Source organism: Bordetella genomosp. 9 (assembly GCF_002261425.1).
Taxonomy (GTDB): Bacteria; Pseudomonadota; Gammaproteobacteria; order Burkholderiales; family Burkholderiaceae_B; genus Bordetella_C.
The window spans coordinates 746,020-765,177 of sequence record NZ_NEVJ01000003.1 but is presented as its reverse complement, the minus strand read 5'-3'; the positions used below and the strand labels follow the sequence as shown (position 1 = coordinate 765,177).

The 19,158-nt window shown below is 68.0% G+C and carries 16 protein-coding genes; 6 read left to right on the top strand and 10 right to left on the bottom strand.

The features are described from left to right. Nucleotides 1-31 precede the first annotated feature (31 nt). On the top strand, nucleotides 32-2,590 hold the full coding sequence (locus tag CAL26_RS14670) for an MFS transporter (protein ID WP_094847617.1): 2,559 nt from the start codon (nucleotides 32-34) through the stop codon (nucleotides 2,588-2,590). On the opposite strand, the gene alr is transcribed toward CAL26_RS14670, so the two are convergent. After that, nucleotides 2,505-3,689, bottom strand: a complete 1,185-nt coding sequence (gene alr / locus CAL26_RS14665) for an alanine racemase (RefSeq protein ID WP_094847616.1) — start codon at nucleotides 3,687-3,689, stop codon at nucleotides 2,505-2,507. The genes CAL26_RS14670 and alr overlap by 86 nt on opposite strands. A gap of 4 nt (nucleotides 3,690-3,693) precedes the next feature. Then, complete coding sequence (locus tag CAL26_RS14660; protein WP_094847615.1) at nucleotides 3,694-4,197, bottom strand: ATP-binding protein; 504 nt, start codon at nucleotides 4,195-4,197, stop codon at nucleotides 3,694-3,696. Between the two features lie 178 nt (nucleotides 4,198-4,375). On the opposite strand from CAL26_RS14660, the gene CAL26_RS14655 reads away from it, so the two are divergent. Next, nucleotides 4,376-4,711: an STAS domain-containing protein gene (locus tag CAL26_RS14655; RefSeq protein WP_094847614.1), complete on the top strand. Its 336-nt coding sequence runs from the start codon at nucleotides 4,376-4,378 to the stop codon at nucleotides 4,709-4,711. A gap of 92 nt (nucleotides 4,712-4,803) precedes the next feature. Next, on the top strand, nucleotides 4,804-5,133 hold the full coding sequence (locus CAL26_RS14650; RefSeq protein ID WP_094847613.1) for a hypothetical protein: 330 nt from the start codon (nucleotides 4,804-4,806) through the stop codon (nucleotides 5,131-5,133). Between the two features lie 17 nt (nucleotides 5,134-5,150). Here the strand turns inward: CAL26_RS14650 and CAL26_RS14645 are convergent, their stop codons facing one another. The 4 genes from CAL26_RS14645 to CAL26_RS14630 all read right to left on the bottom strand — a co-directional run bounded on the left by CAL26_RS14645 (nucleotide 5,151) and on the right by CAL26_RS14630 (nucleotide 9,817). Further along, nucleotides 5,151-6,125: a Csu type fimbrial protein gene (locus tag CAL26_RS14645; protein WP_094847612.1), complete on the bottom strand. Its 975-nt coding sequence runs from the start codon at nucleotides 6,123-6,125 to the stop codon at nucleotides 5,151-5,153. Further along, nucleotides 6,122-8,323 (bottom strand): fimbria/pilus outer membrane usher protein, encoded by a 2,202-nt coding sequence (locus CAL26_RS14640; protein ID WP_256988441.1) that lies wholly within the window; start codon nucleotides 8,321-8,323, stop codon nucleotides 6,122-6,124. The genes CAL26_RS14645 and CAL26_RS14640 overlap by 4 nt, the downstream gene beginning before the upstream one ends. Nucleotides 8,324-8,486: 163 nt before the next feature. Next, nucleotides 8,487-9,281 (bottom strand): fimbrial biogenesis chaperone, encoded by a 795-nt coding sequence (locus CAL26_RS14635; protein ID WP_256988440.1) that lies wholly within the window; start codon nucleotides 9,279-9,281, stop codon nucleotides 8,487-8,489. 11 nt (nucleotides 9,282-9,292) lie between these two features. Then, complete coding sequence (locus CAL26_RS14630) at nucleotides 9,293-9,817, bottom strand: Csu type fimbrial protein (protein ID WP_094847611.1); 525 nt, start codon at nucleotides 9,815-9,817, stop codon at nucleotides 9,293-9,295. Nucleotides 9,818-10,232: 415 nt separating this feature from the next. On the opposite strand from CAL26_RS14630, the gene CAL26_RS14625 reads away from it, so the two are divergent. Both CAL26_RS14625 and fahA read left to right on the top strand, forming a co-directional pair. Beyond that, nucleotides 10,233-11,432, top strand: coding sequence for a fumarylacetoacetate hydrolase family protein (locus tag CAL26_RS14625; protein WP_094847610.1), 1,200 nt, complete (start codon nucleotides 10,233-10,235; stop codon nucleotides 11,430-11,432). Between the two features lie 92 nt (nucleotides 11,433-11,524). After that, entirely contained in the window at nucleotides 11,525-12,844 is a 1,320-nt protein-coding gene (gene fahA, locus CAL26_RS14620) for a fumarylacetoacetase (RefSeq protein ID WP_094847609.1), read from the top strand. 52 nt (nucleotides 12,845-12,896) lie between these two features. On the opposite strand, the gene CAL26_RS14615 is transcribed toward fahA, so the two are convergent. Genes CAL26_RS14615 through CAL26_RS14605 form a run of 3 tightly spaced genes read right to left on the bottom strand, consistent with a single transcriptional unit; the run spans nucleotide 12,897 to nucleotide 15,955 of the window. Beyond that, nucleotides 12,897-13,871, bottom strand: coding sequence for a tripartite tricarboxylate transporter substrate binding protein (locus CAL26_RS14615; protein ID WP_179283367.1), 975 nt, complete (start codon nucleotides 13,869-13,871; stop codon nucleotides 12,897-12,899). Nucleotides 13,872-13,896: 25 nt separating this feature from the next. Next, on the bottom strand, nucleotides 13,897-15,180 hold the full coding sequence (locus tag CAL26_RS14610; protein WP_094847607.1) for a CaiB/BaiF CoA transferase family protein: 1,284 nt from the start codon (nucleotides 15,178-15,180) through the stop codon (nucleotides 13,897-13,899). Between the two features lies 1 nt (nucleotide 15,181). Next, nucleotides 15,182-15,955: an enoyl-CoA hydratase/isomerase family protein gene (locus CAL26_RS14605; RefSeq protein WP_094847606.1), complete on the bottom strand. Its 774-nt coding sequence runs from the start codon at nucleotides 15,953-15,955 to the stop codon at nucleotides 15,182-15,184. A 211-nt stretch (nucleotides 15,956-16,166) separates the two neighbouring features. Between CAL26_RS14605 and CAL26_RS14600 the strand changes: the two genes are divergently transcribed. Further along, the gene (locus CAL26_RS14600) at nucleotides 16,167-16,910 is read left to right on the top strand and encodes a TetR/AcrR family transcriptional regulator (protein ID WP_179283366.1); all 744 of its coding nucleotides are present in this window, start codon (nucleotides 16,167-16,169) and stop codon (nucleotides 16,908-16,910) included. Here the strand turns inward: CAL26_RS14600 and CAL26_RS14595 are convergent. Beyond that, nucleotides 16,810-19,158, bottom strand: coding sequence for a molybdopterin guanine dinucleotide-containing S/N-oxide reductase (locus CAL26_RS14595; RefSeq protein ID WP_094847604.1), 2,349 nt, complete (start codon nucleotides 19,156-19,158; stop codon nucleotides 16,810-16,812). The genes CAL26_RS14600 and CAL26_RS14595 overlap by 101 nt on opposite strands.

Below are 19,158 nucleotides of genomic sequence, written 5' to 3'. Positions count from 1 at the left end.
GTGTGTGTCAGTTTTGGCCCTGGGATCATCGATGCGCGAGCCGCTGCAGCGTGTTTTGGACGGCTTGCGCCGCCGCCCCGTACTGGAAGTCACGCTGGCCTGCCTGGCGATGTTGCTGCTGGCGCAAGCGCTGATCGGCGCGTTGAGCCTGTCCGCCCTGAATCGGCTGATCGCGGATACCACGGCCGACCGGGTGGAAGTCGCCGCGCAGCAGATCGCCGGCAATATCGAAAACGGCTTGCGGCTGGGTAAGCCGCTGGCGCAGTTCTTCGGCCTGCGGCAATTGCTCAGCGACGGCACCCACGATGCCGGCGACATCGTCGGCGTGGGGGTGTCGCTGCCGGATGGCGGCGGAGTCGCGTCGGTGGGCGAACCCGCCGGCGCCGCGGCGCTGGCGCGCGCCTTGTTCCAGCCCGTGTCCGAGCCCTTGCCGGAGGGCGTCGCGCGGCGCGCCTCGGGCGCGTTGATGAGCACGGACGACGGCTTGCTCACCGTCGCGGTGCGCCTGCGTGGCGGCGCGGAGACGGCGCGCGCCGCTGCGCCGAGCGCCACCGCGTCGGACCCAACCGCGCCGGACGCAACCGCGCCGGGTAGCCCCACGCCCGGCGCGATCGTGCCGGACCTGGACGCGACGGGCGCGCTGGTCGTGTCGGCCACGCGCGACAGCGCCGCCGCGCATGCCATTTTGCTGCGCAACCTGGCCGTGCTGCTGGCGGTGACGGCCGCGGTCGGCCTGGCGCTGGCGGCCGTCTTCCGCTACGTCGTGCCGCTCAATACCCTGGTGGCGGGCGGCCGGTCGCGCTTCGTCGTACCGCTGGTTGCGCTGGTACTGGCGCAGGGCATCTATGCCGCCTATACCGTGAACGCCTTCCGGACAGGCTGGCTGAGTGTCACGCGCGGCAATGTCGCCGTCCTGGCCGACGGCCTGCAACACGACCTGGATCGCATCCTGGGCTATGGCATCGACCTGGACAAGCTGCGCGGCATCGAAGCCCCGTTCCAGCGGCTCGCCGCGACCTTTCCCGCGATACGCGAGATCGATCTGGTCGCCGCCGATGGCCGCACACTCAATCGGGCCGACGCCCGCGGCAGCCTGCCGGCAACCGATGCGCCGTCGAAGGCAAACGCCGATGACCTGACGCTGGTGCTGCCCCTGGGCCAGGGCGCGTCGCATCCGCAGGCGCGGGGCAGCCTGGTGGTCCGGCTGTCCGAGGATGTGCTGGCGCGCGGCGTGCGCAGCCGCATGCTGGATGCGGCGACCGTCGTCGCGGTCGCGCTGGTCGCGGCGGTGGAAATGCTCCTGCTGCTGTCGCTGCTGCTGAATCGCGGCTTCCGTATGCCAGGAGAGGACAGCGCGCCGGCGGGCTTGCGCAATACCTCCGACATCGGCCGCATCGCCCGGCCGGTCATGTTCGGCTTCCTGTTCGCCTGGGCCATGCCGCTGGGTTTCCTGCCGCTCTATGCGCGCAGCCTGCCCTCGGGCGGCCTGGAACTGCCGGCCAATCTGCTGCTGGCGCTGCCGATTTCGGTGGAGATGGGATGCGGCCTGTTGACGGCATTGCTGGCCGGCCGCCTGACGGATCGCAAGGGCTGGCAAGTGCCGGTGCTGATCGGGCTGGGCGTATCCTTCGCCGGCATGCTGGCCTGCGCGCTGGCGGCCAATCTGCCGATGTTCGCCGCCGCGCGCGGGCTGGTCGGGCTGGGGTACGGATTGGCATGGATGGGCCTGCAAGGCTTCATCGTCACGCGCAGCAGTCCGATGTACCGCGGACGCAATATGACGAGCGTGATCGCGGGATTGTTCGCCGGACACCTGACCGGCGCCGCGGTGGGCGCCATGCTGATGGAACAGCTGGGTTTCCGGCTGGTGTTCGGCATCAGCGCCGTGATGATGATGGTGCCGGTCCTGGGCGTCCTGGTGCTGATGCGGCCGTATATGCAGCGCGCTCCCTTGTCGGTCCGTGCGGACCCGCCCCGGCCCGTGGCGCGCGCCGCGCGGCTGGTCCTCACGCGCGATTTCGGCCTGCTGCTCCTGGGCAGCGTCATCCCGTTTTCCATCGCGCAGGTCGGCCTGCTGTCCTTCGCGCTGCCGCTCTACCTGGAGGCCGCCGGCGTGGCGGCGTCCAGTATCGGCCGGGTACTGATGATCTATGGCTTATGCGTTATCTACATCGGGCCCATGATGGGCCGGCTGGTCGACCGGTCGCCGTCGAAAAAAGGCTGGATCGTGCTCGGCGGCCTGATCGGCAGCGTCGGCATGCTGGGGCTGTACTTCAACAGCGGCCTGCCGGCCGCGGCGCTCGCCGTCTTGTTGCTGGCGCTGGCCAGCTGTTTTGCCGGCGCCTCGCAGTCGCCGTACATGCTGGCGCTGCCTGACGTCCAGGATTACGGCGCGGCCGGCGCGACCAGCGTCATGCGCGCGGCCGACAAGCTGGGGCAGATGGCCGGTCCGCTGATGGTGGGCGCGCTGTTCGGCACCGCCGGCATGGGCGCCAGCCTGGCCATTACCGGCGTGGTCTATCTGGCGGCGACCCTGATATTTTTGATTTTTGCTCCAGGTCGTCCGGCTCGGCCATTGGCACCGGTATGACGGGGACGCGTGGCGTCAGCGACGTCAGGAGTTCCGCCGCGATCGTGCCCATATGCCGCGCCACCTTTTCGACCGGCAGCTCGGGCGTGCCCCATAGCACGACGGGCGCGCCGATGGCGACCGGCGGCAGGCCGGTCAGGTCGACCGGGATCAGGTCCATCGTCACCGCGCCCAGCATGGCCGCGGTATGGCCGTCGACCAGCACCGGCGTGCCCGCGGGCACGCGGCGCGGATAGCCGTCGCCATAGCCGCTGGCCACCATGCCCACGCGCATGGGCGCGGCCGCGACGATGTTGCCGTTGTAGCCGAGCCGTTCTCCCCGGGCGACGTCGCGGATACCGATGATGCGTGTATGCAGCGACATCGCCGGTATGAGCCCCAGCGCCGGTCCGTCGATATCGGGCAGCGGGCTGGCGCCATACAACGCGATGCCTGGGCGGACCCAATCGGTCGATCGCGCGGCGTCCGGATGGCGCAGCAGCGCCGCCGAATTGCAGAAGCTGCGCGGACCCGGCAGATCGCGTATCAGGGCCTGGAAACGCGCGTCGGCCTGCGCGATGCCATCGGGCTGTTCCGCGCGGCCGTAGTGATTCAAATGGCCGATGCCCGCGATGCGGCCCTGGCGCGCCAGTACCGCGCAACGCCGATAGGCCTCGGCATATCCGGCGTCATCGAAGCCCGTGTATCCGATATCGCCCGCGTAGCGCAGCCAGATCCAGGGCGGCGCGGCGCAGGAAGGGACGCCGGCCAGCCAGTCGATGTGCCTGTCGTGCGACAAGGCCAGGTGCAAGTCCGGCAAGGCCAGGCGTTGTGCTTCCTCCGCGTCCAGCAGTCCGCCGAGGACCAGCAGGGGGCCGTTCCAGCCGGCGGCGCGGCAGGCGCGCGCGTCGGCCAGCTGGCTGACCGCCAGGCCGTCGGCGCCGGCCAGGCCGGGCAGGACGCGATGCAGGCCGTGTCCGTAGGCGTCGGCCTTGACCGTGGCCCAGATGCGCGTCGCCGATGCCGGTCCCAGCCTTGCGCGCAGCGCGGCCAGGTTGTGGGCGATCGCGGCGGCGTCCACCCGGGCATGCACGCGCAGACCGATGGCGTTGCCGTCCATGGCGCTAACCGTGCCCGGCGACCAGCGTCAGCCGGTTCCAGCCGTCGTCGCGCCGGTAGCGCAGGTCTTTCAGGTAGTGGCGCATGAGCCGCAGGCCCTGGCCGCCGGGCATGGCTTCGTCCAGCGTGCGGGCCAGCGGGGCCGGCGACCACGCCGTCGGATCGTAGGGCCGGCCATTGTCGGCGATCTCCAGGCACAGGTCGTCGCCCAGGCGGCGGTAGGCCAGCACCACCGCCGGCGCGGCGGCGGACGCCGGACCCGTCCGGACGTCCTTGGCGTCCGCGGCGTCCGCGGCCGTGGCCGCCGCATCCGTGCCGGCGTTCGCCGCGCTCGCGCCGAACGCGTACGACAGCACATTGGTCAACGCTTCGTCCATGCTGAGCGTCAACGCGAAGCGGCTGCGCTCGGGCCAGGACTCGCGTTCGGCGATCGCCTCCAGCCATTGCATGGCAGGCCCGACGGTATCGTGGCCGGGCACGAGCCGCAGCATATCGGAAGGGTTGGCCATGGCGATATCGACGTGGATAGGCAGGCGCCAGTATGCACCAAGCCCGCCGTAAGCCGTAATCCAGACCCGTGGCGCGGACATATCCGCGCAGCGTGCGCTCGCGTATGATTCCGCACAATCCGCGGCAAGCCGGCGCACGGCGTCCATCACGCGATTATCCATCCAGGAAGTGCAATCCATGACTCTTGCAATCGAAAAGGTCGGTCCCGCGCTCGTGGTGTCGCCGCAAGGCCAGATCAACAGCGCCAACGCCGCGGCGGTCGAATCGGAATTGCTGCGCCAGATCGACAATGGCGAAAACAAAGTGGTGCTGGACCTGTCCAGCCTGGATTACATCTCCAGCGCCGGCCTGCGCGTCATGCTGCTGGCCGCCAAGCGGCTGAAGCAGAAGGGCGGGGCGCTGGCGCTGTGCAGCATCCAGCCGCACGTCCGCGAAGTCTTCGACATCAGCGGTTTCCTGTCCATATTGACCGTAGTGGACGCGCGCGACGACGCGCTGGACCTGATGGCCTAGTAACGCAGCCCGTGTCCATCGCGGCGATTTGTAACATAAGTATTCTGGGATAATGGCGATTCGTCCCGCCCCAACGCCGTCCAACCATCCCGATGCCCCAGATCATGCAGTTCCTCGCGCGCCGCCTCGCCGCAGGCGCCTTCCTGTTCGGCCTGGGCGCGGGCTTGCTGGTCGGCGCGGGTGCGACCACGCTGGCGAGCATGTCGGTGCAGTTCACCATATCGACCCAGTGCAACGTGCGCAGCGCGGCCGAATTTTCCGCCGCGGCGGCGCCCAGCATTTCCTGCCTGCACGATGAGCCCGCGAATGTTTTGCTCGTCGACGATGCGCCTGTGATCGCCGATGCCGGCACCGGACGCGAAGAAGGGCCCGCCGCGCCGAGCCCGAACGCGAGGCGGCAGTTCTGGGTCGTCACGTTCTGACAGGCCCCGGCGCCTGGTCAAAAGTAGATGGTCGCAGTGACGGTATCCGCATAGGCGCCCGGCACTGGGCTTGTCTGCGCTCGGACGCGTCCATACACCGTCACGGACTGGCTCGCGCCCGTCCCTGTATTCTCGACCATGGCCGTGCCTGCCGTGCCATCCCCCCAAGGAATCGATCGGCTGCTGTCGGTATAGAGCTGGTAGTCCACCGTCTGCGTGCCTCCGGCGCGCAGCATCCGGCGGTTGGTGACCGTGCCGTTGTTGCCGCCATTCAAGGCAATCCGATACGCGTCGCTGTTGGTGCATTGCACGTTGAGCGTGCTGACCGCGTCGACCTGGCGGTCCAAGAGACCTTGCGTACCGAAATTCATCGGCGTGGCGGATATCGTGCAGTCGTTGATGACGTTGGCGGTGATCGTCGGCGTGAAGGTGCCGCCCGCGGCCAGCGACGCGCAGGTGGGTGCGCCCAGCAGGTAATAACCGTAGTTCACCGTTGCAGTGCCGCCGAAGCTTTCGGTGTAGGCGGTGGTGGCATTGTTGACGGTGGGCACCGTGAACTGGTTCCCCAACACCTGTGCGTTCACCGTTACGTTAGCCGACGCGCTGGTACCCAAGGCAGGCTTGGCGAGCGTCACCGAGATCGGTGTCGTGGACGTCGCCGTCGAGCCCCATAACGGACTGTAGGCGGTATTGCCCGCCACGCGGTATTGCAGGCGGTTGGCGCCATTGCCCAAGGTACGAGGGTTCTGGCTGATCGACGCGCTGCCGGTGCCCAGGTTGACGCATACCAGCGCGTTTGGCGCAAGGCTCACCAACGTCCAGTTGCACGTTACCGTGAGGGTCGCGGTTGTGCTGACCGGGGCGCCGCGTATCGGGCTGACGGCCGGAAACGTGATGGGCGTCATCGCCGCCGAGCATGTCTGCGCGTCGGCCGACGCGTTATATGTGCACAGCGCCACGATCGCGCACAGCAGCAAGGGCAGGCGGCTCATGGCGACATCCTGGGGCGCCGGACGCAAGTGAGCGGGCCGATGGTGGGCAGCGAGCCGTCGGCCGGGCGCCGGTAAGCGAAGCGCACCTCGCATTGGAATTGCTTGCCCTGCAGCCGCAGGCTGTTGTCGGACCGCAGGTGGTCGACAAAGGTGATCCCGTCATAGCCGACGATGGTGTCCTGGCCGCCTTGGTCGTGATGCACGCGCGTGCCGACGGGTAGCGGCTTGCCGTCCTGATCGCGCAGCACGATGGACGCAGCCGAATACCGGCTCAGCGCGAACCTGGCGGTGACGCCCGAAAGCGCCTGCGGCACCACGTCCATTTCGGTGGCCTCCACGCGGGTGTCGGGCGGCAGCTTCAGGCTGTCGATGGCGATCTGGTTGTTCTGATAGCCGTTGAGATTGGGGACCAGCAGGTAGCCGTCACTGCTGGTGGCGCCGATCACGCGGTTCTGGCTCAATACAGGCACGCCGCCGATCCCATCGGTGGAAACGAGCGCGAAGCCGTCGTAGATCTGGCGCGATGCCTCCACGTGGCCGCCCATCAGGACGACCCCGCCATTCAGGTCCAGCGACGCATCGCTGCGGCCGCCCAGGTTCTGCGCGGTGGCCGTGACCTGTCCATATCGTCCCAGGTATTGCCCCCAGCCTTGCTGGTAATCGATGGCCCCGGTGCTGCCGGCCTGCGCCCCCCAGCCCCAGCCTCCACCGTAGTCGGGCGTGCGCACGGCGCCAGCGGTATAGGTGGAACGGCCGTTCTGTTCGCCGGCATTGAGGCTGGCCACCGTGTTGTCGCCCAGGCCGATGCTCAGGCTCAGGAACACTCCCGTATTCGTGGCATCACTGAAGTCCTGGAAGGCGTTGACATTGAACGTGATCTGTTGGCCCAGGTTCACGGCGTACGAGATCGAGCCTATGTCGGACTTGCTCACGCCCGGATAGGCAAGGCCGATATAACTCAACGACACAGTCTGGCGCTTGCCGATCGGTATCGAGAACGTGATGCGATCATCGACGTCCGGTGTGGGCGTGCCGTCGCTGGACGCGAGGTCGCCGTAATTGCCGATTTTGCGCAGCGTGCGGATGTCGAAGGAAAAATCCGGCCGGATGTACTGGTAGCCGACGCCGGCCTGGGCGCCCTCCTGGCGGCCCGCGCTGACGGAAAGCGAACCGTCCAGCACGCCGTCCGTGCCAAGGCGGACCAATGCGCCCCCGCCTGCGTTGTACATGCCTGGCGTCGATTCGGCATGGCCTTCGACGGTCAGCGCGTCGCTCACGCCGTAGCGTCCTGACAGGCTGCCCGCCGGCGAGCTGTCATAGTCGAAGGAGCGCAGGCCGTAATCGCGGCGCAGGAATCCCGCTTCCGCGGAATAGCTGGACAGGCCCTGCGCCAACAGGCGCGAATCGATATAGATCGGCAGCGATGTCGATACCGGACGTCCCAGGGCGTCCCGGGTGACGATGCTGGCCACGCCGGCACCCGTGATGCCGGGTACGTTGTTCACGACGAAGGGACCGCCCGGCACGTTGCCGGAGTACTGGCGGATGTTGTTGATATAGACGTCGATGGCCGAAGGAACTACCGCCGTGCCGCTCAACGCGGGCAACGGGAAGGTGACCAGGTCGGGCCGAAGGCCGAAGTTCCGCCTCCACTGCAGGCCGCCCATGCGCACCGAGCGGGACCAGGGCAATGATGACGAGATGGTGTCGCCAAACTGGGTCGTGCGCAGGGTGGCGGGGTCCGAATGCGACCACGAGGTGTCGTAGCGGACGTAATCGCGATACGGGCCGTACAGATAGGCGATCCCGGTATTGCTCAAGACGCCGGATGGACCGAAATAGCGCTCTTCGCTCCACACCGCGAGACTGTCGTTGGTGCCGGTCTGGCCATAGGCATCGTAGTTGAGCAGAAGGCCGGTGCCCGACGCCGCTGGCGCGGCCGGCTCCAGGCCTCGCGTATCCAGGCTATAGGCCTTGAGCAGGCGATTCGGCGCCTCGATGTCCACGGTTTGCTGTCCCGGGTTGTAGCGGTAGCGTATTCCCGCGATCGCGTCCAGCGCGATGTCGCGGTCGGGCAGCGGCGCCGCCGATCCGGTTTTCAGGCCCAGGCTGGCAAGGTCCCCGGGGCTGATGAACAGATGGCCGTTCAACTCGCGGAAGCGCGATATGAGCGTGGTGGCCTGACCGTTGATATTCACGGAAAGATAGACCTCGTGTGCCGCCGGCGAGGACGGCGATTGGGCGCGCGCCGGGATGCATAGTGCCAGGCAGGCGCCGCCGAGCAGACAGGGCAGCCATCGCTCCCACCGCCGGCGCGCGTCGACGCGGGAACCGGACGCGGGCATCAGCCGGGCCGGCACGTCAACGCGCGGAGGTCGTGTTTACGCTGGCTTCCACCGGGTTGGCATTGACGCGCGCGCGCAACCGCACGGGGTTGGACAATGCGGCGCCGCCGTCCAGCGGCAGATACCAGCGTCGCGCTCGCCCAGCCAGTGCATAGCCCAGCAAACCGTTATTGATGTCATACGTGCGGCCGCCGCTGCTCAGTTGCACGGCGCTGATCTGCGCCCGCCGCGTGCCGCTGTTGATGGCCTCGAGCGACCAGCCGTCCGCCTGCTTGCGAAGCGACCAGCTCAGTGCCGGCTGCCCGTCCGCGCTGCTGCCGACGAACACTGGAATGGAGTAGCGCAGCCTGACCGTCACACCGCTGGCCTGCGCCTGGTCGGGCGGCGCTATTTCGTCCACCAGCACGCGATACGAATGTTCCGAGGCGACCGGTCCGGGCGCGGTGCGCAATAGCCGGATGATCTGCTGGGCCCCGGGTGCGATTTCGATCAACGGCGGGCTGGCGATCAGGTCGCGAGCCGGCGTGAGCACGTCTTCGCCGTTGGCTTGATCCCAGTCGAAGGCGCGTACCTGTCCGTACAGGGGCTGGTCGCCTTCATTGACCAGCGTGAGCGCCGTGGCCGTCTCGTCGGGTCCCAGGCTTACCGTGATCGGCGATATCTGCAGGTTCGCCGCGCGGGCTGGCATGACCGCGGACAGAAGGCACGCCGACAGCAGGCAGGCGATGCGGGGCCAGACGACCCGAAGCCGCGTGGCGCTCGAGAGCATGGACGTGGAACCGACGTTGGCGAAGCTGAACAAGGACCGCATCGCGGGGCGACCTAGAAGTACACCGTCGCGGTGACCGTGGTCTGGTAAGTATCCGGCGCCGGTGTCGCCTGTGCCGGTACCTGCCCATAAACAGTCAGTGTCTGCGCCGTTCCGGTCCCTGTACCGGCCACCGTGTCGGTGCTTTGCGTGTTACCCCACACCGTGGTGCGTCCAGCGTTCTGGTACAGCTGGAATCCCACGGTGGTGGCGGTATTGCCGGTCCGGGTCCCAGCCAGCAGGCGAGCCGCCACCGAGGACCCGGTCACCGTGCCGGCGTCCAGCCCGATGTTGTAGGGCGTGGTGTTGGTACAGGTCACGCTGAGCGTGGTGGTCTGGTTGACCGCGGCGGCCAGGACGCCGGTCGAGCCGAAATTCAGGGGGGTGGCGGCAATGGTGCAATTCGCCGCGATGGTCAGGGTGACCGCGAAATTCGCCGTTGCGGTGCCGTTGGTGTAAACGGCGGCGATGCTCGCGGCCGGAGCGACGGAATAAAGGCAGGCGACCAGGACGGTCGCGGCTTTGCGCACGGGCTTCATGGCTGTCTCCTGGCGATCGATAGGCGCCACGCCAGTTCACCTTTTTATGCTGGTCCCGCGGCGGCTGGCGCCCTTGTCGATATGAGTGGGTCGCTTGGCCGATAATTTGTCACCGATCGGGATCGCAATTGACAACAAATTGCTGCTGAGACGCCACTAAACAGCGCAATTGACTTCAATAAATTACCAGTTGCCTTCGAGGTAATTAGCGCCGACTTACATTCTGAAATTGTACTTGATTGCATACTATTGCAGTGGGCTGCTCTGCAATAAGGCGAGGATTTCAGGCGGCCAGTGCGAGATCGGCTTTTCGGAGAAAGGCGCAAGCGTGGACCAGCCGGCGCGCAGGCATGGACACGGGAGCGCCGTAGCCGATAAGCTTCGGCGACTTCACGGTAGGAGGAGAACGCACATCATGACCAACGACAACAACAGCCAGGACTTTCTGCCGAGTGACGCGGCCCGCGCCACCCTGGTGGGCCGGGTCTGGCGTCCCGCGCCGATCGACGGCCCCAGCATCGTGGCCGTGCGCAACGGGCTGGTATTCGATATCACGGCCACGGTGCCCACCATGGCCGATCTGCTGGATCATCCGGATCCGGCCGACATCGCCCGCTCCGCGCCCGGCGAATCGCTGGGACCGGTCGGCCCGCTGCTGCAGGCCAGTATCCGCCATGGCGGCGGCGACGCCGCGGCGTCGCCGTCGGCCATGACCTTGCTGGCGCCCTGCGACGTGCAGGCGATCAAGGCCTGCGGCGTCACCTTCGCGGTCAGCCTGCTGGAACGGCTGATCGAAGAGCGCGCGGGCGGCGACCCGGGCGCGGCGCAGGCCATGCGCGCGAACCTGCAGGAAACCCTGGGCACCGACCTGCGCGCCATCAAGCCCGGCTCGGAAGGGGCGCTGCGCCTGAAGGAAACCTTGATCGCCAAGGGCGCCTGGTCGCAGTACATGGAAGTCGGTATCGGCACCGACGCCGAAGTGTTTTCCAAATCACAGCCCATGTCGGCGGTGGGTTTCGGCGCCGAAGTCGGGTTGCTGCCGGCCTCCGAGTGGAACAATCCCGAACCGGAAATCGTGCTGGCGGTGAACAGCCGCGGCGAAACCGTGGGCGCGGCGCTGGGCAACGACGTCAACCTGCGCGACATCGAAGGCCGCAGCGCCTTGCTGCTGGGCAAGGCCAAGGACAACAACGGCTCCTGCGCCATCGGTCCCTTCATCCGGCTGTTCGACGCGCACTACGGCATCGACGACGTGCGCGACGACAGCGTGTCGCTGCTGATCGAAGGGCGTGACGACGGCTTCGTGCTGAACGGCGTCAGCCACATGCGGGAAATCAGCCGCGATCCGCTGGAGCTGGTGGCGCAGACCTACGGCCGGCATCACCAGTATCCGGATGGCTTGATGCTGTTCCTGGGCACCATGTTTTCTCCCATCCAGGATCGGGGCACCCCGGGCAGCGGATTCACCCACAAGTCGGGGGATCGCGTCACGATTGCATCGCCCGGGCTGGGCAAGCTGCTCAACACCGTTGAGAAATGCACGGAGATCCCACCCTGGACGTTCGGCGTGCGCGCGCTGTACGCCAACCTGGCGCGGCGAGGATTGCTGCGCTAGGCAACGCCGCCATCCCGCTTCAAAGTTAACGGTGTTATCATTGCTCGTCGCTATCCCTCGACGCCGGGGCGTCCGATAGCGGGGAGCCCGCCATGCAACTGAACCAGACCCATGATCCCGACCGGCGCAGCTGGGTCGACAGCGCCAATCACCCCGGTACGGACTTCCCCTTGCAGAACCTGCCACTGGGGGTCTACGCGACACGGGACAACGCGGCGCCGCGCATCGGCGTCGCGATCGGCGATTGCGTGCTCGACCTGGCGGCGGCGCGCGACCGCGGCTTGCTGGACGTCGACGACGCCACCGCCCACGCCATCCGCGAGCCGCGCCTGAACGCGCTGATGGCCTTGGGGCAGGCGGCCAGTTCGCGGCTGCGGCGCGCGGTCTTCGAACTTTTGTCGACACGCAATCCCACACCGGCGTTGGCGGAGGAATGCCTGCTGCCGGTGTCCGACGCGCGCATGCAATTGCCGGCGTTCGTGGGCGATTTCACCGATTTCTATACTTCCATCCACCATGCGAGCCGCGCGGCGCGCGCCCTGCGTCCCGGCGGCGAGCTGGCGCCGAATTTCCGCCATCTGCCCATCGCCTACCACGGCCGTGCGTCGTCCCTGGTGGTGAGCGGCACCGATTGCGTCCGGCCCAGCGGCCAGACCGGGCCGGACGCGGCGGGCCCCGTCTACCGGCCTTGCGCGGCGCTGGATTTCGAGGCCGAGGTCGCCTGTTTCGTCGGCCCGGGCAACGCGCTGGGCGTGCCGATATCGCTGGATGATGCCGCGAGCCATGTCTTCGGTTTGTGCCTGGTCAACGATTGGTCGGCGCGTGACATGCAGCGATGGGAGGCGTTGCCGCTGGGGCCTTTCCTGGCGAAAAGCTTCATGACCAGCGTGTCGCCCTGGGTCGTGACGCTGGAGGCGCTGGCGCCGTTCCGCACCGCGCCGCCGCCGCGGGCCGCCGACGAGCCGGCGATCAGCCCGGCCCTGACGTCCGCCGGCCATGCGGCCGATGGCGCCATCCGCATCCAGCTGCAGGTGTCCCTGTCGACCGCGGCGATGCGGCGCCAGGGCAGGGCGGCGGAAGTGATCGCCAGGCCCGGCTTCGCGGACCAATACTGGACGCTGTTCCAGATGCTGACGCATCACGCCAGCAATGGCTGCAACCTGCGGCCCGGCGACCTGATTTCCAGCGGTACGGTATCGGGCGCGGATGTGGTCGATAGCGGCTGCCTGCTGGAGCGCACCACCAACGGCACCTTACCGCTGCGGCTGGAAAACGGCGAGTCGCGAGGATACCTGGAAGACGGCGACGAGCTCGCGCTGCGGGGCCGCTGCGAACGCGAGGGTTATGCCGGCATCGGCTTCGGCGTGTGCGCGGGCGCGGTCGTGCCGCGCGCTGGCGGTCGCCAGCCCTGAGGGCTTCTATGACCAGAACCCCGGCACCGACGTCGGCGTCAAGCAGTTGACGCTACTCGAGCACCAGGTTTCTTTCCCGCACGACTTTCTGCCAGCGCGCGGCGTCCTTGGCAATGGTCGCGGCGAAATCGGCGGTGGTGCCGGAGTAGGCCTGCGCGCCCAGGGCCGCCATTTTTTCCTTCACCTCCGGATCGGCGGCGATACGCGCAAGGCGTTGCGACATATCCTGGATGACGGCATCGGGAACGCCGGCCCTGGCGAATACGCCCCACCAGCCCGGCACGGACAGGTCGTCGATGCCCAGTTCACCCATGGAAGGCAGGTCGGGCGAAGACGGCACGCGTTGCGCGCCGATCACGGCAAGCCCGCGCACCTTGCCGGTGTCCATCAAGGGCTTGGCGGTCAGCGGGTCGACGAAAATGGCCTGCACATTGCCGCCCATCAGGTCCGCCACCGCGGGCGCCGAGCCGCGATATGGCACATGGACCATGTTGATGCCGGCGGCGGAGTTCAGGACCTCGCCGCTCAGGTGGGACGTGCTGCCCACGCCGAAGGACGCGTAGGTCACCTTGCCGGGATGGGCCTTGGCATAGGCGATGAACTCTTTCATGGTCTTGGCCGGGAAGTTCGGATTGACGACGAAGACATTGGGCGCGGTGGCCACCATGGCGACGGGCCGGAAGTCCTTGGCCGGGTCGTAGGGCAGGCCCTTGTACACCGCCTGCAGGCTGTGAGAGGAATTGTCGTATAGATAGGCGCAGCCATCCGGTGGGTCGCGCAGCAGGGCCTGATAGGCGATGACCGATTTCGCGCCAGGGCGGTTTTCGATAATGACGGGGATCTTCAGTTCGGTGCCCAGCTTGCTGCCGATCAGGCGCGCCGAGACATCGGTGCCGCCGCCCGCCGCGTAGGGCACGTAGAGCCGGATGGCGGCGCAGTGCGGGGCGTCGGCGGCCGCGGCGGGTTGGCTGGCCAGGGCCGCCAGGGCGACGGCGGCCAGGGCCGCCCGCATCGTGTGCTTCATCATGGTTGTCTCCTCCAGTGTCGTTGTTTTATGCGGCCTTGGCGCCTTGTACCAGCCGGACCGGGGCATCCGGCGGCATGGGCGGCGGCGGTGGGGACAGTGCCGGGTCGGCCAGGAACATGCCGCGCTGGGCGTATTCGCGTATCTGGCCATCGTCCAGGCCCATCATCGCCAGGACCTCGGCATTGTGTTCGCCGCGGAAGGCCGGCTCGCGCGGTTCGGCCGGCAGGTCGTCATCGGAAAACCGCCAGGGATGGCCATGCAGCTTGTAGCTGCCGCCGCGGCGATCGGATACGGTGCGCACGGCGCCCCAGTACTCGCCCCACTCGGATTCGCACAGCTCCTTGGTCGACCGCACCTGTCCGATGGCGATCTTGGATTCGTCCAGCTGGGCGTCGAGCGCGCCCAGGTCGCGGAAGGTCAGGATCCAGGTCTGGATCAGGGCGTGCAGCTCCGCATAGTTCTGCCGGCGCAGCTCCGGCGTGGCGAAACGCGGGTCGCGCGCCAGGTCCGGCCGGCGCATGGCGCGCAGATAATTCGGAAAGGTCAGGCTGCCGACCAGGCTCTGCGCCGCGACGAAGCGTTCGCCGGCGGGGCCGGTGAAGAAGGGACCGTCAGTCGCGCCCAGGATGCCAGGTTCGGCGCCCGTATCCACGCCTTCGATATCCAGGTGCGCCCGTTCGTTGGTCGACAGCAGGACCGCCGCCATGGCGACGTCGATGTACTGCCCGCGACCCGTTTTCTCGCGCTTGGCCAGGGCGGCGAGCACCGCGATGGTGGCCTGCAGGCCGGCGTACACGTCGGCATGCGACAGCGCGTCGGTCTGTTCCCGCGTGAGGTTGGCGCCGAAGTGGCGCAGCGAATTGTGGGTGAAGCCGGATTCGGCCTGCACCGTCGGGGCATAGGCCATGCGCGAGGCCCACGGCCCGCCCTGGCCATAGCCGGTGATCGATACGTAGATCAGGCGCGGATTGCGCTTGGACAGCGATTCGTAGTCCAGCCCGAAGAACTTGAGCGTGCCGGCGCGGAAGTTCTCCACCACGATGTCGGCGTCGTCGCACAGGCGGGCGATCAGCTCGGAAGCGCCCGGCACGTTCAGATCCACGCTGATGTTGCGTTTGCCGATGTTCTGCTGCGCGTAGTAGCCGGACATGCCGCTGCCCGATGGTACGGCGCCGCGCGAGACGTCAGGGCGCGGCGGCTCGATCTTGATCACGTCGGCGCCCAGGTCGGCCAGCGTGCGGCCGCACAGGGGGCCGGCCAGCACGCGCGAGAAATCGACGACCTTCAGGCCGGAGAGTGGACCCGTCATGTCATTTCCCCTCGAAGATGGCCAGCCCGGGGCCGTTGGCGCGGAAGGACTTCAGGCCTTCTTTCAGGTCCTGCGAGGCCCATATGCCTTTCTGCTCCTCGAACATGGCGCGATCGGCCGCTTCGATGCCGTCGTTGGCGGCGATCCGCGCCAGCTGCTTGGTGGCGGCGTGGGCGACGGTGGGGCCGTTGGCCAGTTCCTGCGCGATGGCCAGCGATGCCGATTCGAGTTCGTCGTCGGCGACCACCAGGTTGATCAGGCCCCAGCGCTCCAGCGTCGCGGCGTCGTAGCGGCGGCCCAGCATGGACATTTCCTTGGCGCGCGCCATGCCCAGGCGCTGCACCTGGCGCTGGATGCCGCCCATCAGGGGATGCAATCCCAGGGCGACTTCGACGGAACCTATCTTGGACGACTGCGCGGCGACGATGTAATCGCAGGCCAGCGCCAGTTCCAACCCGCCGCCCAGGCAGACGCCATGCACGGCGACGACGATGGGGATGGGCAGGGTCTCGAACGTGCTCAGCACCTCGATCGGGTCGAGGCGCGCGCGGCCTTCGCGTTCGATGCGTTCGTCGAACAGGTCGACGTCCGCGCCGGCGGAGAAATGGCGCAGGCCGCTGCGCAGCAGCACGGCGCGCTGGCCCTGGTCGACCGCCTCGCGCAGCCTGGCCATCAGCGCGCCGCTCAGGGTCGGGCCGGACAGGTTGTAGGGACGGTAATTCATGGTCAGCACGGCGACGTTGCCGCGTACTTCCCTGTGGACGATATCTTCCATACGGTGTCTCCGGGTGGCGGTGGGCCATGCAGGGTGGCGGGCCGCCGGCGTTTTAAAGTTAACAGCATTAACTATGGCGGATGATAACACCGTTAACTTTAGCCGCAAGTCAGGGTAAGTACGCGGGCCCGCGCAATGCGGGCGATCGCGGCCGTGGATAAAATGCAGCGCGGATTACAGTCGAGCGATGGTCAGACAGAGGAACGCCCAGTTGGCAAAGAAGAGCAGCAGCGCCGCGCCGGCGCCCTATCATCACGGAGACCTGCGCAGCGCCCTGATCGCCGAGGCGCGGCGCGAGCTGGAGACCGCCGGCGTCCACGATATGAGCCTGCGGCAGCTTGCGCGGGCGGTGGGCGTGTCCGAGGCGGCGCCGTCACGCCATTTCGACGGCAAGAAAGGCCTGCTGGCGGCCATCGCGGCCAGCGGCTTCCGCGACCTGATCGTGCTGCGCAGGCAGGCCCTGGCGCGGGTGGACGGCAGCCTGGCGCGCGCCTACGAGATGATGCGCATCTACGTCCGCTTCGCGCAGGATCACAAGGGCCTGTTCGACCTGATGATAGGGCCGCGCGTACTGGGCAAGACCGAGTATGCGGAGCTGGCCGACGCCAGCAACGAATCCTTCGAGCTATTCGCGGCGTCGTTCCGCGACTACGCGCGCGACCATGGCTGGACCGCCGCGGACATGACGCTGGTGACGCACGCGGCGTGGTCGGTGGAGCACGGGCTGGCGACGCTGATCATCGGCGATCGCATGAATGCCGAGGACAGGCCGGTGGACGTCGAGCAGGTGATCCACTTTTCGATGTCGCTGCTGTTGAGCGGCATCGCCGCCGGCCCCCGGCATGCCGGCGAGATCATGACGCGGCTTGCGGTACCTCCCGAGCGGCCGCCGGCGGGTCGTAAGCGCGCACCGGCGGCGTCGGCCCATCGTAGCGGCGCACCTGCACGGCGGTAAGCTGCCCGGTGCAACCCTGCGCCAGCGCCGACGTGCCGACGTCGCGCGTCAGCACGTTGGGATTGCCGTGCATGCAGAAGGGGCGCGCCGACGCGTCCCGCGCCGGGGCCGGGTCGTACCAGGCGCCGGTCGGTAGCCGCACCACGCCGGGCCGCACGCCATCGCTGAGCGTGACGCAGGCCAGGCAGCTGCCGCGTTCGTTGTAGAGCTCGATGATGTCCGCTTCGCCTATGCCCCTGGCCTGGGCGTCGGCCGGATGCATGGTGCAGACTTCGCGCCCACGGCGTTTGTTGGCGGCGCTGTGCGCGCCGAAATCCAGTTGGCTGTGCAGGCGGGTGGCCGGCTGGTTGGCCACCAGGTATAGCGGATGATCCCCGCTGGGCGCGTCGCTGGCGGGCAGCCATGCGGGATGCCCGGGACAATCGGCGTAGCCGAAGCCCGCCACCGTGGGCGACGATATCTGTATGCGGCCGCTGGGCGTGGGCAGCGGCTTTCCCGCCGGGTCGTCGCGGAAGGCGCGCAGGATGCCGCCGTCGTCGTCCTGCTGCGGCAGCACGAGTTCGCCACGCGCCCAGAAGGTGTCGAAATCGGGAGCATCCAGGCCGCGTTCCTGCAGGGCGGCGCGCGTGCGTTCGTACAAATGGCGCAGCCACTCGCCGCTGGTGCGGCCTTCGGTATAGGCCTGGCGCGTGCCCAGGCGTTCGGACAGGTCGGCGAAGATGTCGTAGTCGTCGCGCGCCTGGCCATGCGGCGGCGCGATCCTGTGCATGGCCACCATCAGCGGATCGGTGGGCGCGGCGCCGATATCCTCGCGTTCGACTGTCATCGTGCAGGGCAGCACGATATCGGCGTGCCGCGCCGTGGCGGTCCAGCCCAGTTCGTGGACGACGAAGGTATCCAGCGTGCGGAACGCCCGCGCCAGCCGTCCCAGGTCCTGATGGTGATGGAAGGGATTGCCGCCGGCCCAGTAGGCCAGCCGGATGTGCGGATAGGTGTGGCGCTTGCCGTTGTAGTCGAATGGCTCGCCGGGATGCAGCAGCATGTCGGCGATGCGCGCCACCGGAATAAAGGCCTTGACCCCGTTGGCGCCTTGCGGCAAGGCGGCGATGGGCACCGCGTTCATGCGCTTGCCGTAATGCGCCAGGGTGCCAAGGGCATAGGCATAGCCGCCGCCCGGCAGGCCGATCTGGCCCAGCATGGCGGCCAGCACCGCGCCCATCCAGATCGGCTGTTCGCCGTGTTCGGCGCGCTGCAGCGCATGGGCCACGGTGACCAGCACGCGCTTGCCGGGCAGCGATCGCGCCAGGTCGTGGATGGCGTCGGCGGACAGGCCGCAGATGGGCGCCGCCCATGCAGGCGTCTTCGGCACGCCGTCGGCGCGTCCCAGCAGATAGGCTTCGAAGGTTTCCCAACCGTCGCAGTACGCCGCCAGGAATCCGCGCTCGTGCAGCCCTTCGGTGGCCAGCACGTAGGCCAGCGCCAGCATCAGGGCGGTATCCGTGCCCGGCACGATGGCCAGCCATTCGGCGTGCGACTCCAGCGGCATATCGCCGCGCAGCGGACTGATCGAGACGAAGCGGCAGCCGCGCGCCGCGGCGCGGGCCATGGACTCGCGCTCGATGTGGCGGCTGATGCCGCCGCTGGCCACGCGCGAATTCTTCAACGCCATGCCGCCGAACGACAGCACCACGTCGGTGTGCTCGACGATCTGCTCCCACGTGACGTTGCGGCGCGCCACGTCGTCCATGCTGCCCAGGATGTGCGGCAGGATGACCGCCGAGGCGCCGGCGCTGTAGCTGTTGACCGAACGCACGTAGCCGCCCAGCGCGGTATTCAGGAATCGGTGGACCTGGCTCTGCGCATGGTGGAAGCGGCCCGCGCTGGACCATCCATAGGAGCCGCCGAACACCGCCTCCGGGCCGTGGCGATCGCGCACCCGCACGAGCTCGGCGGCCAGGCGGTCCAGCACTTCGTCCCAAGGCATGGCGACGAAGTCGTCGCGGCCGCGCCGGTCGTCGGGCCCGGGACCGCGCTCCAGCCAGCCGCGCCGCACCATCGGCGTGGTGACGCGGGCGCGATGGCCCACGGCATCGGTCAGGTTGTCGATCAGCGGATTCGGATCGGGATCGCCGGGATGCGGCCGCACGGCCAGGGCGCCATCCCGCCAGGCAGCCTGGAACACGCCCCAGTGTGCGCTGTGCGGCCGCATCGCGGCCCAGGAAGGATCGGATGGGGAATCAGGTTTCAT